We start from the raw sequence: 14,532 nt of genomic DNA on the forward strand, positions 1-14,532 counted from the left end.
CATCAACTTGGGTTTCGAACCCGTAACAGGACAGCATCTATGGCCACTGTCGTTTTTGATCTTGATGGGACGCTTGCCAATACCAGCGGCGATCTGCTGGCGGCAGCGAACTGGTGTTTCCGCGATATGGGCTATGGCGACGTGCTGAACGATGCCGACGCGGGCACTGCCGTTAAGGGCGCGCGGGCGATGCTGCGGTTGGGCCTGATGCGGATGGGGCGCCCCGATGATGAGGCCGAGATCGAGCGTCAGTTTCCCCGGCTTGTGTCAGCCTATGGGGATGCGATTGCCGTGCACACCTACCTCTATCCCGGCGCGATGGAGGCTGTAGAGGCCTTAAAATCCGCGGGTCATGGTGTGGCGATCTGCACCAATAAGCCTGAGGGTTTGGCCCATGATCTGCTGAATAAACTGGGCGTGCGCGATGATTTTAGCGCGTTGATCGGGGCCGATACTCTGCCCGTGCGCAAACCCGACCCCGCACCGCTGCGCGAGGCGGTGATGCGCGCAGGCGGCGATCCGAGCTTATGCTGCCTTGTGGGCGATACCGACACCGACCGAAACACCGCGCGCGCCTTGGGCGTGCCGTCCGTTCTGGTCACCTTCGGCCCCGGAGAAGACGACATGGCTGCGCTGCAGCCCGAGGCGCTGATTTCCCATTTCGACGAATTGCCGCCTGTAGTTGCCACCTTGTTCGGATAACGCAGGACCAAGTTTGCCTTGACGGGGCAGGGGGCCGCGCCTAGCGGACGGGCAGAGGTTTTTCATGTCCACCGCGCCTGCGCCTACGCGCAAATCCACGATCTTCATCTTTGCCACGGTCCTGATCGATATGATCGGGCTGGGCCTGATCTGGCCGGTCGTGCCCGCATTGTTGCAGGATGTGGGCCATATGAATTTGGCCCGCGCGACGGAAATCGGCGGATGGATGTTCGCGGCCTATGCCTTGGCGCAGTTTCTGGGCGGTCCGCTGATGGGCAACCTGTCGGACGCCTATGGCCGCCGTCCGATGCTGCTGCTGGCGATTGGCGGGCTGGCGATTGACTATGTTTTTTCGGCACTTGCACCGACCATCTGGTTGCTGATCCTTGGCCGCGCCATCGCCGGATTTTGCGGCGCATCCCACGTGATCGCGACCGCTTATCTGACCGATGTGACCCCGCCGGAAGGCCGGGCGCGGGCCTTTGGCATGGTCGGCGCGGCCTTTGGTCTGGGCTTCGTGATCGGCCCGGCCATCGGTGGACTGTTGGGCGAATTTGGCCCGCGTGTGCCCTTCTGGGTGGCGGCGGCACTGGCCTTTGCCAACCTGATGTTCGGGTATTTCGTGCTGCCAGAGTCGCTGTCACCAGAAAAACGGCGGCCATTTCAGTGGCGACGCGCCAATCCTTTGGGCGTGCTCAAAGTTTTTCGCGGCTATCCCAGCGTTCTGCCGCTGACCCTTGTCCTGCTGATCTATTACTTTGCCGGTAGCGTGTATCCCACGCTTTGGTCCTTCTGGGGGATCGCGACCTTTGGCTGGACCGAGGCGGTTATCGGCCTGACGCTGGCGCTTTTTGGCATCATGGCCGCGCTGGTCGAAGGCGTCTTCTCTGGCCCGCTTGTTGCCCGGTTCGGAGAGGCGCGGGTTGTCATCGCCGGGCTGTGCGTCGGCACGGTCGGGGCTATAGGGTTCGGCTTTGCATCGTCCCTGCCGATGGTGCTGATGTTGCTTGTCTTTGTCTCGATCGAAGGGCTGGTGCATCCCTGTCTGACCGCGCTGATGACTCGGGATGTCCCGGACGACGCCCAAGGGGAATTGCAGGGTGGGCTGGCCAGTCTGATGAACATCGCGACGCTTACGTCGGCCCTGTTCTTCACGCAGGCATTCGGATGGTTCGCCCGGCCCGAGGCGGTAACTCCGCGACCCGGCGCGCCTTTCCTGATCGCTGCCGCCATTATGGCGCTGGCGCTTTTGCTGTTCCTGACGTTACGGGCGCGAGGCACGGGATCGGGTGGATTGACCAAGCCTGAGACCATCGCCAAGGTTGCAGGGCCCGCCACAGCCCCCGAGACACCATGACCGAACGATTCACAGGCTCTTTCACTCAGCAGGAACCGATCCCGGACGACGCGATCGATGCCGCCGTAGCCGTCATGCGCACGGGCCGGTTGCATCGCTATAACGTCGCCGATGGCGAAGCCGGAGAGGTCGCGCTGCTAGAGCAGGAGTTTGCCGCTGCCATGGGCGCGAAATATGCGCTGGCCACCGCATCGGGCGGGGCGGCCATGGCGACCGCCCTGCGGGCTTGCGGCGTGGGCCCTGGCGATCAGGTTCTGACCAATGCCTTCACGCTGGCCCCGGTGCCGGGCGCCATCGCATCTCTGGGCGCCGTGCCGGTTTATGTCGAGGTGACCGAGGGGCTGGTGATCGATCTGGATCACCTGTCAGCGCTGGCCGAAACAGTGGCCTACAAGACGCTTCTGCTGTCACATATGCGGGGGCACATCGCGGACATGGACGCGCTGATGGCGATCTGTGACGGCGCGGGGATCACTGTGATCGAAGATTGCGCCCATACCATGGGGGGCGCTTGGGATGGGGTGATGTCGGGCCAGCATGGCGCCGTCGCCTGCTATTCCACGCAGACCTACAAACATTTGAATTCTGGTGAAGGCGGGTTCCTGACCACCAATGATCCGGACATCATGGCCCGTGCGGTGATTTTGTCAGGAAGTTACATGCTGTACGACCGCCATCTTGCCGCGCCGGGGCCAGAGGTGTTCGAAAAGGTCAAGTACGTCACGCCCAATGTATCCAGCCGGATGGACCATTTGCGCGCTGCGATCCTGCGGCCACAGCTGCGAAAGTTGGCACAGCAGTGTGCGCGGTGGAACGAGCGGTACGACCGTGTCGAGGCCGGGTTGCGCGGCACGCCGGGGCTGACGTTGATCGACAGGCCCAAGAAGGAAACCTACGTCGGTTCCTCGATCCAGTTCTTGCTGTTGGATTGGTCGGAAAAAGCGGTGTCCGAGGTGCTGCGCCGGTGCGCGTCCCGCGGTGTCGAATTGAAATGGTTCGGCGGGGCCGAGCCTGTAGGCTTCACCTCGCGTTACGACTCGTGGCGTTATGCGCCGGTCGAGAAATTGCACAAGACGGACCGCGTCTTGAAATCCATCGTGGACATGCGCCTGCCCCTGACGTTTTCGCTGGAAGACTGCGACCTGCTGGCCCGTATCATCCGGTCAGAGGTGGGCGCAGTCTGGCAGGCCGGTCAAACCGCCTGAGCCTGCCAGACCTGATCGTTTAGAACGTCACGCGGCCATGATCGCCCGCGTCCGGCGTGTCGTCCGTCAGGTTGGACTTGGCGATTTCATAAAGGAAGCCTGCAGCGCCATCGGTGCTCCAGATTTCGCCTTCGGTGGGGCGGAAGGCCAGCAGACGCACGTCGTCGTCTTCACGGCCATCTTCGAACCACGCCGCAGCAACCGGCGACCAGATTTCGTCCAGCTTGTCGGGATTGTTGGCCACGGTCAGGCTGCCTTCGACATCTGCGTATAGCTTGGCCGAGGCTTCGGCCACGATCATCCGGATGCGGCCAGCGCCCTGCGCGGCCTTGTGCGCGTCGGTGCCTTCTGCGGTGATGAACCACACCACGCCTTCTTCTCGGTCTGCCTGCGGAGCCATCGGGACGCTACGGCCACCGATTTCCAGCATAACGGCGCGTGCGTCGCCTGCGTTGTCCCAGAAGGTATCGATCAATGTGTGCTTATGGTCTTTCATGGTATCCTCCAAATTTAAGGTAATGCCGGTTCGGGAAGCCAACGAAATCACGCCCCCAATTGTTCCTGCCGCTTGACGGGAAGACGCTTCTGTGGTCGGTATATGAACAGATGTTCAATAAACGGGAGGAGGAGCCCATGTTTGCGGCATCCATGACGTTCGATCTGGGCGAAGACGTGAACGCATTGCGCGAAATGGTGCACCGTTTCGCACAAGAGCGGATCAAGCCGATGGCGGCGGACATCGACGCCTCGAACGAATTTCCCGCAGCACTGTGGAAGGAAATGGGCGATCTGGGCCTTCTGGGTATCACCGTACCCGAAGAGTTCGGCGGCGTCGGTATGTCCTATCTGGCGCATGTGATCGCGGTCGAGGAAATCGCCCGCGCCAGTGCCTCTGTTTCCCTGTCGTACGGTGCGCATTCGAACCTCTGCGTGAACCAGATCAAGCTGAACGGCACGGATGAGCAAAAGCAGAAATACCTGCCCGGACTGGTGTCAGGTGATCATGTCGGTGCCTTGGCCATGTCCGAACCCTCTGCCGGGTCCGACGTCGTGTCGATGAAACTGAAGGCCGACAAGCGGAACGGATATTACGTTCTGAATGGCAATAAATATTGGATCACCAACGGCCCCGACGCTGACACGCTGGTTGTTTATGCCAAGACCGATCCCGACGCAGGCTCCAAGGGCATTACGGCTTTTATCATCGAAAAGGATATGACGGGCTTCAGCACCTCGCCCCATTTTGACAAGCTTGGAATGCGCGGGTCGAACACGGCCGAACTGATCTTCGACAATGTCGAGGTGCCGTTCGAAAACATCCTTGGCGAAGAGGGAAAAGGCGTCCGCGTGCTGATGTCCGGTCTTGATTACGAACGCGTCGTGCTGTCGGGCATCGGCACCGGGATCATGGCCGCCTGTCTGGACGAAATTATGCCCTACATGGTCGAACGAAAGCAGTTCGGCCAATCGATTGGGAACTTCCAGCTGATGCAGGGCAAGATTGCGGATATGTACACCAAGATGAACTCGGCCCGCGCCTACGTCTACGAGGTCGCCAAGGCTTGCGACAGGGGTGAGGTGACCCGGCAGGACGCCGCTGCCTGTGTGCTCTACGCCTCTGAGGAGGCGATGGTCGTCGCGCATCAGGCCGTGCAGGCTATGGGCGGTGCGGGCTATCTGAACGACAACCCCGTGGGCCGTATTTTCCGCGACGCCAAGCTGATGGAAATCGGCGCCGGCACCTCGGAAATCCGTCGGATGCTGATCGGGCGCGAATTGATGGGCGCGATGAGCTAAGGCCAAGCCCTGAGGAGGGCGCCGGAAAGGATGTTTCGCATCATGGTAATCGCGCTGTCAGGACTGATGATCGTGCTTGGCCTTCGGGTCGGGTGGTACGTCATTACGCGCACTGAAACCGACGCGATCACCCGTGCTGCGCAGGACTACGTCCAATCAATGCGTGTGACGGGCAGTGAGGCGGATAACGCAGATTGCTCGGCCCGTCCCGCGCCGGGACTGGCGTGGTTGACTGTTGTCTGTCGCCCTCAGGACGGGTCGAAGACCTACCGCTATTCCGTCGATCAATGGGGCCGCATCAACCGGCTGGCACCGCGCTGATGTTGGACCCGACCCTGTCATACGACGCCCTGCGCGACAGCTTCGATTGGGACATTCCGCCGCGGCTGAACATGGCGGCGCAGGTTTGTGACAAATGGGCGGCCAGCGATCCATCGCGGACGGCCATTATTGACGTCACCGGACCCACCCGGCGCGACGTGTCCTATGCGGCCTTGCGAGAGATGTCGGAACGGCTTGCCACGGCGCTGTCCGACCGGGGTGTGACACCGGGCGACCGGGTCGGCGTGTTGCGATCACAGGACCCATGGTGCGCTGCCGCCCATATCGCCATCTGGAAGCTGGGCGCGATTTCCGTTCCTCTTTTCAAGCTCTTCCGCGAAGACGCCCTGCGCAGCCGTGTCGAGGACTCAGGTCTGAGCCTTTCCGTCTCGGATGCTGAAGGGGCGGCGATGCTGGCACAGATCGGGACCGATGCGATCATCCCCGAAGATGGTCTGCCAGAGCATATGACCGCCACCCGTGACACCGGAGCAGAAGATCCGGCAGTGCTGATCTACACCTCTGGCACGACAGGCAAACCCAAAGGCGCGCTGCACGCGCATCGGGTGCTGACCGGCCACCTACCGGGGGTGGAGCTTAGCCATGATTTTCTGGGCCAGCCCGGCGATGTCATCTGGACGCCCGCCGACTGGGCGTGGATCGGCGGCCTGTTCGACGTGCTGATGCCTGGGCTTGCACTGGGCGTGCCGGTGGTGGCCACGCGGATGCCGAAATTTTCGGTCTCGGCCTGCCAGCAATTGATCGCAAGCACCGGCATTCGCAACATTTTCTTTCCGCCGACCGCCCTACGGATGCTGAAGGCCGAAGGGGCAGACATCCCCGGCCTGCGCTCCGTCGCCAGCGGAGGGGAGCCGCTGGGCGCTGAAATGCTGGCTTGGGGACGCGAAGCCTTGGGCGTGACGATCAACGAATTCTACGGTCAGACCGAATGCAACATGGTGGTGTCGTCCTGCGCGGGCCTCGCCCCGCCGCGGCCCGGTTGCGCTGGTCGCCCGGTGCCGGGGCATGAGGTGGCCGTGATCGACACTGCGGGTCAATTAACGGATGCCGAAGGCGATGTGGCCATCCGCAAAGGCTCGGCCTCTATGATGCTTGAATACTGGCAGAAACCCGACGCCACTGCAGACAAGTTTCGGGGTGACTGGATGCTGACAGGGGATCGCGGCGTGATGGAGGATGGCCATCTGCGCATCGTAGGCCGCGAAGACGATGTTATCACCTCGTCCGGTTACCGCATCGGCCCCGGAGAGGTCGAGGATTGCCTGATGACTCACCCAGCCGTCGCGACTGTGGGCGTTATCGGGAAACCAGACGCGCTGCGTACGGAAATCGTCAAGGCCTACATCGTGTTGAAAGACGGTGTTGAGCCGTCGGATGACACGCGTCAAGATATTGTTAACTATGTGAAATCACGCCTGTCCGGCCACAACTATCCCCGCGAAGTCACCTTTCTAGACGCGCTGCCAATGACTGTGACCGGCAAGGTGATCCGTAAAGACCTCAAGGCCATGGCCATGGAGGAGGGCACATGATCCGCCTTCCTCTGATCGCTTTGGCTTTGTGTCCCGTGAACGTTGCCGCAGAGGCTCTGCCAGACGTCCAGACCTGCTTGAACATCCATGTCGGTCGCTATGAATGGCTGCTGGATATCCATGCGGACACCCCGGTCGAATACATTCCCGGCGGCATCTGGCATGTGGAACAGGTGTTGAACTGCGGCACGATCGGTATCGTGCGATGTGATCTGGCCGAAGACCTGCAACAACGCGTCGCCTGCCAGAAAGACCTGCGCGCCGACCTTGATGACCTGACCGCCAGCGTCAAACGGGGGCTGACGGATCCCGCCGAAGTGACGGGCGAAGGCTGGCCGGAGCGGCTGTATTCAGTGTCCCATGCCTTGGCGCATGGCTCCTCTGCCGGGCCGGACTGCGCAAATGATACAGAGGTGATGCAGGTCTGGTGCGAGGCGAACCAAGCCACGAACCGCCTGCGCAACGCCATGCTGGCATGGGAAGTGGGCCGGTATCTGGACATCACCCCGGACGCGATCGAGGCCGGCTGGGCCGCCCCACCGCCGCCCATTAGACCGAGGCAGCGACCATGAGCCTTTGGAAACTCACTCAGCCCCTCGCGGTTCTGATCCTGAGCACCGCAGCCGCGATGGCCCAGCCCAAGGGCCTTGCCGCGCCGGATGCCTATGGCAGCCTTACCGCCCGCGTCGATCAGGCCCGTACCGATGGGCACGAAATGGCCGCCTGTGTGCTGGACGGCAGAATAGAAGAACTGGCCCGCATGGTCGCCGTGCTGGGCGCCAACACATCAAAGGAGGCGCGGCCATGAAGCTGCAAAGCCAGATCGTGACGGGATCAGAGGCCTATCAGGCCAACCGCCAAGCGCACCTAGAGGCCTTGGACCTTGTAAAACAAGCCGCAGAAGCCGCGACCCAAGGCGGCGGCCAGAAATCGCGCGACCGGCATGTGTCGCGCGGCAAAATGCTGCCCCGGGATCGGGTGGCGGGGCTTCTGGACCCGGGCTCGCCCTTTCTGGAGCTTGGGGCGACCGCCGCGCATGATATGTACGACAATGCAGCGCCCTGCGCCGGGATCATCACGGGCATCGGGCGGGTTCAGGGCCGCGAAGTCATGGTGGTCTGCAACGACGCCACCGTAAAGGGCGGCACCTATTATCCGATGACGGTCAAAAAGCACCTGCGCGCGCAGGAAGTGGCCGAAGAGAACCATCTGCCCTGCCTTTATCTGGTCGACTCGGGCGGTGCGAACCTTCCCAATCAGGACGAAGTTTTTCCAGATCGCGACCACTTTGGTCGCATCTTCTATAACCAAGCGCGGATGAGCGCGAAGGGCATTCCCCAGATCGCGGTGGTCATGGGCTCCTGTACCGCTGGTGGGGCCTATGTGCCCGCGATGTCCGACGTGACGATCATCGTGAAGGAACAGGGTACGATCTTCCTTGCCGGGCCGCCCTTGGTGAAGGCTGCGACCGGAGAGGTGGTAACCGCCGAAGACCTTGGCGGTGGCGATGTGCACACGCGATTGTCCGGGGTTGCGGATTATCTGGCGGAAGACGATGCCCATGCGCTGGCCTTGGCACGGCGGGCCGTCGGGTCGCTGGGAATCGAAAGCTACAGACCTGCCCTGCAGATGCAATCGCCCGAAGACCCGGCCTATGACCCCGAAGACATCATCGGCGCGGTTCCGGCCGATCTGCGCACGCCCTACGATATTCGAGAGGTCATCGCCCGGGTGGTCGACGGGTCGCGGTTCGATGAATTCAAGCCGCGCTTTGGCGAAACGCTTGTGACCGGCTTTGCGCATGTCATGGGGATCCCCGTCGGGATCATCGCCAACAACGGTGTGTTGTTTTCCGAAGCGGCGCAAAAGGGCGCGCATTTCGTGGAACTGTGTTCGAAACGCGGTATCCCGCTGGTTTTCTTGCAGAATATCACGGGCTTCATGGTCGGGCGGAAATACGAAAACGAAGGGATCGCGCGGCACGGGGCCAAACTGGTGACCGCGGTCGCCTCGACCAACGTGCCAAAGATCACGATGCTTGTTGGCGGGTCTTTCGGGGCTGGCAACTATGGCATGGCGGGTCGGGCCTACAGCCCGCGGTTCCTGTGGACATGGCCGAACTCTCGTATCTCTGTCATGGGCGGGGAACAGGCGGCAGGCGTGTTGGCGACCGTCAAACGCGATGGCATCGAACGCGCGGGTGGCACGTGGTCTGCCGAAGACGAGGCCGAGTTCAAACGTCCTACGATTGAGATGTTCGAGCGTCAGTCACATCCGCTCTATGCCTCGGCTCGCTTGTGGGATGACGGCATCGTCGATCCGCGCAAAAGCCGCGCGGTTCTCGCCTTGAGCCTCTCGGCCAGCCTGAACGCCCCGATCGAGGAGACACGCTTTGGCGTATTCCGCATGTGATCGTAAGGGACCGTGCGCAGGGGCGCTGCCTCCGCATTCCCGCGATATTTCCAGCAAGAGGATGGAGGGGCGCGCATGATCGAAACACGTTTGACCCGCGCCTTCGGGCTGGAACATCCGATCGTGTCGGCGCCAATGGCCTTGGCGTCTGGCGGCGCTTTGGCCGCGGCCGTATCGGGCGCCGGTGGGCTGGGGTTGATCGGCGGCGGATACGGCGATGCGGAGTGGTTGGAGACGGCGTTCCGTGACGCCGGCAACGCGCGCGTGGGCTGTGGTTTTATTACGTGGAAACTGGCCCAACAGCCGCATCTGCTGGATGCGGTTCTGGCCCATGATCCCGCCGTCTTGTTCCTGTCTTTCGGGGATCCGCGCCCCTTCGGCGATCAGATCGCCGATGCAGCTGTGCCGCTGATCTGTCAGGTCCAGACGATTGAACATCTGGATCAGGCCATCGAAGCGGGGGCCAAGGCCGTCGTCGCCCAAGGCGGAGAGGCAGGCGGGCATGGCGCGACGCGCGGCACGCTGAATTTCGTGGCCGAGGCGGCGGACCATCTGACCCGTCATGCGCCGAATGTTCTATTGTTGGCGGCTGGCGGGATCGCGGATGGTCGGGGCCTTGCGGCGTCGCTGATGCTGGGGGCGGACGGGGTTCTGATCGGGACGCGGTTCTGGGCGACGCAGGAATGCCTTGCTCCGGTTCCGATGCGACAGGCCGGTATCGCGGCTAATGGGGATCAGACGATCCGATCGTCTTTGCCTGATATCGCCCGGCGCTTGGACTGGCCCGCGCCCTTTACCATTCGCACGGCCCGCAACGCCTTTACCGATACGTGGGAAGGCGATCCCGAGGGGCTGCGCCAGCAAGACGAACTCCCCGCAGCCTATGCAAAGGCTTTTCAAGCGGGGGACGCAGACCTTGCCCCGCCGATCGTCGGAGAGGCGATCGGCCTGATCCATGACATGCCGAAAGCCGGGGACGTCGTTACCCGGATCGCAACCGAGGCCGAGGCCTTGCTGGCTGGCGCCTGGCGCCGCTGAGGGAGGATGAGATGTTTGATAAAATTCTGATAGCCAACCGTGGTGAAATTGCCTGTCGCGTGATCGATACCGCGCGCGCGATGGGTGTGAAAACCGTCGCTGTCTATTCCGACGCCGATGCCGCTGCGCGCCACGTCGCCATGGCGGATGAGGCCGTACACATCGGCGGCCCGGCTCCGGCCGACAGTTATCTGCGGGGCGATGCGATCATCGCGGCAGCGCAGGACACGGGCGCGCAGGCGATCCATCCGGGCTATGGCTTTCTGTCGGAAAACCCAGATTTCGTCGAGGCCGTCGAAGCGGCTGGGCTGACCTTCATCGGCCCCTCTGCCAAGGCAATTCGCGCGATGGGGCTGAAGGACGCGGCCAAGGCCCTGATGGAAAAGGCAGGCGTTCCGGTGGTGCCGGGCTATCATGGGGCGGATCAGGATGACGCGACTCTGTCGAAGGCGGCGGATGACATTGGCTATCCGGTGTTGATCAAGGCCGTGGCGGGCGGCGGTGGCAAGGGGATGCGGCTGGTCGAGGCCGCTGGTGATTTTGCCGACGCGCTGGCAAGCGCCCGGAGCGAGGCGAAGACAGCTTTCGGCAACCCCGATGTGCTGGTCGAAAAATTCATCGAAAAGCCCCGCCACATCGAAGTTCAGGTCTTTGGCGATGGCGCCAAGGCTGTCCATCTGTTCGAACGGGATTGTTCGCTGCAACGTCGCCATCAGAAGGTGATCGAGGAAGCCCCGGCCCCCGGCATGACCGAAAAGATGCGCGACGCGATGGGTCAGGCAGCGGTCCGCGCGGCAGAGGCGATTCAGTACAAGGGCGCGGGCACGATCGAATTCATCGTGGATGGCAGCAACGGTCTGCGCCCCGATGGCTTTTGGTTCATGGAAATGAACACACGCCTGCAGGTCGAACACCCCGTGACAGAGGCGATCACTGGTGTCGATCTGGTGGAATGGCAGTTGCGGGTGGCCAGCGGCGAACCACTGCCCCGGTCGCAGGATCAGCTGACCATCACCGGCCATGCGTTCGAAGCCCGGCTTTACGCCGAAGATGTTCCCGCAGGCTTTCTGCCCGCGACGGGGCGTCTGGCGCATCTTAGCTTTCCGGACGATGCCCGCGCCGATACCGGCGTGCGGTCGGGCGACGTGATCAGCCCCCATTACGATCCGATGATCGCAAAGGTCATCACCCATGGCGCAACCCGTGACATTGCGCTGAAACGTCTGTCACAGGCGTTGGGGGCGACACAGGTGGCCGGAACGGTGACCAACCTTGCTTTCTTGGGCGCTCTGGCGGCGCATGATGGTTTTGTCGCGGGCGATGTCGATACCGGGTTGATCGGTCGGGACATCGACGCGCTTTCAAAGGCGCCGGACACCACGGCCGAAAACATCGCTTGGGCAGCGATGATTGCTTTGGGGTTGGACCAGCCCCCCGAAGACCTGATCGGCTTCCGGCTGTGGGGCGATATGACCCGGCGTGTCATGCTGATGCAGGGGGATGAGCCGCAGGAGATAATCGTGACATCCCATGCGGGCGACCATCTGACCATCGCGATGCCAGAGGGGCAGGAAGTCACCGCAAAATATACGACTCAGTGGGTGCTGAACGGAACGCGGGCCCCGGCGCATCACGTCGATGGGGCGAAGATCACCGTTTTCTCGGGCTATGGTCAAAGCTTCACGCATGTCGACCCACTGGACCGCGCGGCGCAGGCCGGGGCAGGCGGCAACCTGATCGAAGCGCCGATGCCCGGTCTGGTGAAATCGATGCTGGCCGAGGTCGGGCAGGAGGTGACCGCAGGCACCCGGCTGGCCGTTCTGGAAGCCATGAAAATGGAACACGCCCTGACGGCCCCCCGCGACGGGGTTGTGGCCGAGGTTCTTGTATCCGATGGTAGCCAGGTTGAGGCGGGTGCCCCGCTGATCCGGCTAGAGGACGAAGAATGACACAACCGATCCTACACCATGTGCCAGGCGCGCGGTCTTTCCGCGTGCTATGGCTGTTGCAGGAAATGGGGATCACCCCCGAAATCGTGGAATGGCGTATTCAGGACGGGTCCATGCGCAGCCCGGAATTCTTGGCAAAATCCCCCGCGGGCCGCATTCCGGCCTTGGAAATCGACGGCACGGTCATCTACGAAAGCGGCGCGATCACAGAATATCTGTGCGAAACGCGGCCAGAACATGGTCTGGGGCGGATGCCGGGTGATCCCGAACGCATCCCGTTTCTGGAAATGATGCACTACGCCGAAACCATCGGCCATCTGATCGCAGGGCTGAACCTTCAGTGGATCTTTTTGCGCAATCCCGAAGACCGCTCTGACACCGTGGTTAAGATCGAAGCGCGTCGTCTGGCGGCCACACTGGCCCCGATCGAAGAAGCGCTGTCAAAGAACGACCATATCTTGGCCAGCGGGTTTTCCGCCGCAGATACGATGCTTGGTTTCACGCTGACGGCCGCAGGTCGATACGTCCGCTTGGAAAACTTCCCGCATATCCAAGCCTACAATGCCCGTATGGCCGAACGCCCTGCGCATAAATTAGCCTGCGAGCTGGACGGCGAGCGTAATTTCCCCGGCAAAGAGTTCTACGAGGTCGAGGCTTGATCACACTTCATCACTGCCCCCAGACCCGGTCGATGCGCGTGCTTTGGCTGCTGAATGAAATCGGCGTCGAATTCACGCTTGTCCGGCATCTGTTCGATAAATCCCTCCGCTCGCCGGAACATCTGTCCCGGTCACCTGCCGGGCGCGTGCCCGCGATCGAAATGGATGGAGAGACCTATTTCGAATCCGGTGCGATCATGGAAATCCTTTGCGAACGCTTCCCCGAACGCGGACTGGGGCGTCTGGCGGGGGATCTGGACCGACCGGACTGGCTGGTTTGGCTGCATTTTGCCGAAACCATCAGCCAGCACTGCGCTGCGCTGACGCAACAGCACGTGGCGATCTATGACGATGCCATGCGGTCCCCCATCGTGATGAAGCTAGAGGCCGCGCGGCTGAAGAAATGCTATGCCGCCATCGAAGGGCGCCTGTCGACCCCGGTGGAAAATCGCGATTACCTGCTGACGTCGGGCTTTTCGGCCGCCGATATCGCGGTGGGGCAGGCGGTTTATCTGGGCCAGTTCTTCGCCAAGCTCGACGATTTTCCCGAAACTGCAAAATGGTACGAACGGCTGTGCGAACGCCCGGCGTTTCAGGCGTCTTTGCCCGATGACGGCTCTGGCATCTATACGCAGGATTTCTACCCTGCGTGGGAGGTTTGATGTCTTACGTCGAGATATTCGAGGTCGGCCCCCGCGACGGATTGCAGAACGAAAAGCGGGATATTCCCGTCGCGGACAAGATCGCTCTGGTCGACGTACTTTCATCTGCCGGGTTTCGTCGGATCGAATGCGCGTCCTTCGTGTCGCCCAAGTGGGTGCCGCAGATGGCGGGATCGGCGCAGGTGCTGGCGGGGATCACCCGCGCCAAGGGCGTCCGCTATGCCGCCCTGACACCCAACATGCGTGGGTTCGAAGACGCGGTTGCGGCAGGCGCCGACGAGGTCGCGATTTTCGGCTCGGCCTCTGAAGGGTTTTCCAAGGCCAACATCAACGCCTCGATCGCCGAAAGTCTGGAACGCTTCGCCCCCGTTGCGCAGGCCGCGATGCAAGAAGGCCTGCCTGTGCGCGGCTATATCTCTTGCGTGACTGACTGCCCTTATGATGGCGCGACACCACCCGGGGCCGTGGCCCGCGTGGCCGCCGCGCTGCGCGACATGGGGTGCTATGAAATCAGCCTTGGCGACACGATCGGGCAGGGGACGCCGGAAAGCATCGCAACCATGTTGGACGCCGTGCTGGAGGAATTGCCGGCCTCGCGCCTTGCCGGACATTACCACGACACCAGTGGGCGGGCGCTTGATAATATCGAAGTGTCGTTGGAACGCGGTTTGCGGGTCTTCGATGCGGCTGTGGGCGGTCTTGGGGGATGTCCCTACGCGCCGGGCGCGGCAGGCAATGTCGCGACCGAGGCGGTGCATGATCGTGTGACCAAGCTGGGCTATGACACCGGACTGAATCGCGATGTCTTGGTGCGCGCGGCAGACATGGCGCGCCAGATGCGCGGCGACATGGTGGGGTGAAACCCCGCCTGAACGGA

The 14,532-nt window shown here is 62.2% G+C and carries 15 protein-coding genes; 14 read left to right on the top strand and 1 reads right to left on the bottom strand.

The window, feature by feature from the left end; translation table 11 throughout:
• Positions 1-39 precede the first annotated feature (39 nt).
• The 3 genes from ACI3GR_RS03445 (at position 40) to ACI3GR_RS03455 (ending at position 3,264) form a co-directional block, all read left to right on the top strand.
• Complete coding sequence (locus ACI3GR_RS03445; RefSeq protein ID WP_407492630.1) at positions 40-702, top strand: HAD-IA family hydrolase; 663 nt, start codon at positions 40-42, stop codon at positions 700-702.
• Positions 703-766: 64 nt separating this feature from the next.
• The gene (locus ACI3GR_RS03450; RefSeq protein ID WP_407492631.1) at positions 767-2,059 is read left to right on the top strand and encodes a TCR/Tet family MFS transporter; all 1,293 of its coding nucleotides are present in this window, start codon (positions 767-769) and stop codon (positions 2,057-2,059) included.
• Positions 2,056-3,264 (top strand): DegT/DnrJ/EryC1/StrS family aminotransferase, encoded by a 1,209-nt coding sequence (locus ACI3GR_RS03455; protein WP_407492632.1) that lies wholly within the window; start codon positions 2,056-2,058, stop codon positions 3,262-3,264. The genes ACI3GR_RS03450 and ACI3GR_RS03455 overlap by 4 nt, the downstream gene beginning before the upstream one ends.
• A 19-nt stretch (positions 3,265-3,283) precedes the next feature.
• Here ACI3GR_RS03455 and ACI3GR_RS03460 read toward each other — a convergent pair whose 3' ends face one another.
• Complete coding sequence (locus ACI3GR_RS03460; protein WP_407492633.1) at positions 3,284-3,760, bottom strand: pyridoxamine 5'-phosphate oxidase family protein; 477 nt, start codon at positions 3,758-3,760, stop codon at positions 3,284-3,286.
• A gap of 137 nt (positions 3,761-3,897) precedes the next feature.
• Between ACI3GR_RS03460 and ACI3GR_RS03465 the strand changes: the two genes are divergently transcribed.
• From ACI3GR_RS03465 to ACI3GR_RS03515, 11 genes are all read left to right on the top strand, one after another.
• Positions 3,898-5,061, top strand: a complete 1,164-nt coding sequence (locus tag ACI3GR_RS03465) for an isovaleryl-CoA dehydrogenase (RefSeq protein ID WP_407492634.1) — start codon at positions 3,898-3,900, stop codon at positions 5,059-5,061.
• 42 nt (positions 5,062-5,103) lie between these two features.
• Positions 5,104-5,382 carry a hypothetical protein gene (locus ACI3GR_RS03470; RefSeq protein ID WP_407492636.1) on the top strand — a complete coding sequence of 93 codons (279 nt, stop codon included), beginning with the start codon at positions 5,104-5,106 and terminating at the stop codon, positions 5,380-5,382.
• On the top strand, positions 5,382-6,935 hold the full coding sequence (locus ACI3GR_RS03475) for an AMP-binding protein (protein WP_407492638.1): 1,554 nt from the start codon (positions 5,382-5,384) through the stop codon (positions 6,933-6,935). The genes ACI3GR_RS03470 and ACI3GR_RS03475 overlap by 1 nt, the downstream gene beginning before the upstream one ends.
• Complete coding sequence (locus ACI3GR_RS03480; RefSeq protein ID WP_407492639.1) at positions 6,932-7,507, top strand: hypothetical protein; 576 nt, start codon at positions 6,932-6,934, stop codon at positions 7,505-7,507. Before ACI3GR_RS03475 ends, ACI3GR_RS03480 begins: the two co-directional genes overlap by 4 nt.
• Positions 7,504-7,743, top strand: a complete 240-nt coding sequence (locus ACI3GR_RS03485; protein WP_407492640.1) for a hypothetical protein — start codon at positions 7,504-7,506, stop codon at positions 7,741-7,743. Before ACI3GR_RS03480 ends, ACI3GR_RS03485 begins: the two co-directional genes overlap by 4 nt.
• Entirely contained in the window at positions 7,740-9,347 is a 1,608-nt protein-coding gene (locus tag ACI3GR_RS03490) for a carboxyl transferase domain-containing protein (protein ID WP_407492641.1), read from the top strand. The genes ACI3GR_RS03485 and ACI3GR_RS03490 overlap by 4 nt, the downstream gene beginning before the upstream one ends.
• A gap of 75 nt (positions 9,348-9,422) precedes the next feature.
• A complete protein-coding gene (locus ACI3GR_RS03495) occupies positions 9,423-10,385 on the top strand; it encodes an NAD(P)H-dependent flavin oxidoreductase (RefSeq protein WP_407492642.1) in 963 nt (320 codons plus the stop codon).
• An 11-nt stretch (positions 10,386-10,396) separates the two neighbouring features.
• The gene (locus ACI3GR_RS03500) at positions 10,397-12,334 is read left to right on the top strand and encodes an ATP-binding protein (RefSeq protein WP_407492644.1); all 1,938 of its coding nucleotides are present in this window, start codon (positions 10,397-10,399) and stop codon (positions 12,332-12,334) included.
• Positions 12,331-12,993 carry a glutathione S-transferase family protein gene (locus tag ACI3GR_RS03505; protein ID WP_407492645.1) on the top strand — a complete coding sequence of 221 codons (663 nt, stop codon included), beginning with the start codon at positions 12,331-12,333 and terminating at the stop codon, positions 12,991-12,993. Before ACI3GR_RS03500 ends, ACI3GR_RS03505 begins: the two co-directional genes overlap by 4 nt.
• A complete protein-coding gene (locus tag ACI3GR_RS03510; RefSeq protein ID WP_407492646.1) occupies positions 12,990-13,655 on the top strand; it encodes a glutathione S-transferase family protein in 666 nt (221 codons plus the stop codon). The genes ACI3GR_RS03505 and ACI3GR_RS03510 overlap by 4 nt, the downstream gene beginning before the upstream one ends.
• The gene (locus ACI3GR_RS03515) at positions 13,655-14,515 is read left to right on the top strand and encodes a hydroxymethylglutaryl-CoA lyase (protein ID WP_407492648.1); all 861 of its coding nucleotides are present in this window, start codon (positions 13,655-13,657) and stop codon (positions 14,513-14,515) included. The genes ACI3GR_RS03510 and ACI3GR_RS03515 overlap by 1 nt, the downstream gene beginning before the upstream one ends.
• The last annotated feature ends 17 nt before the right edge of the window (positions 14,516-14,532 follow it).

The organism is Pseudooceanicola aestuariicola, assembly GCF_045763785.1.
Lineage (GTDB): Bacteria > Pseudomonadota > Alphaproteobacteria > Rhodobacterales > Rhodobacteraceae > Pseudooceanicola.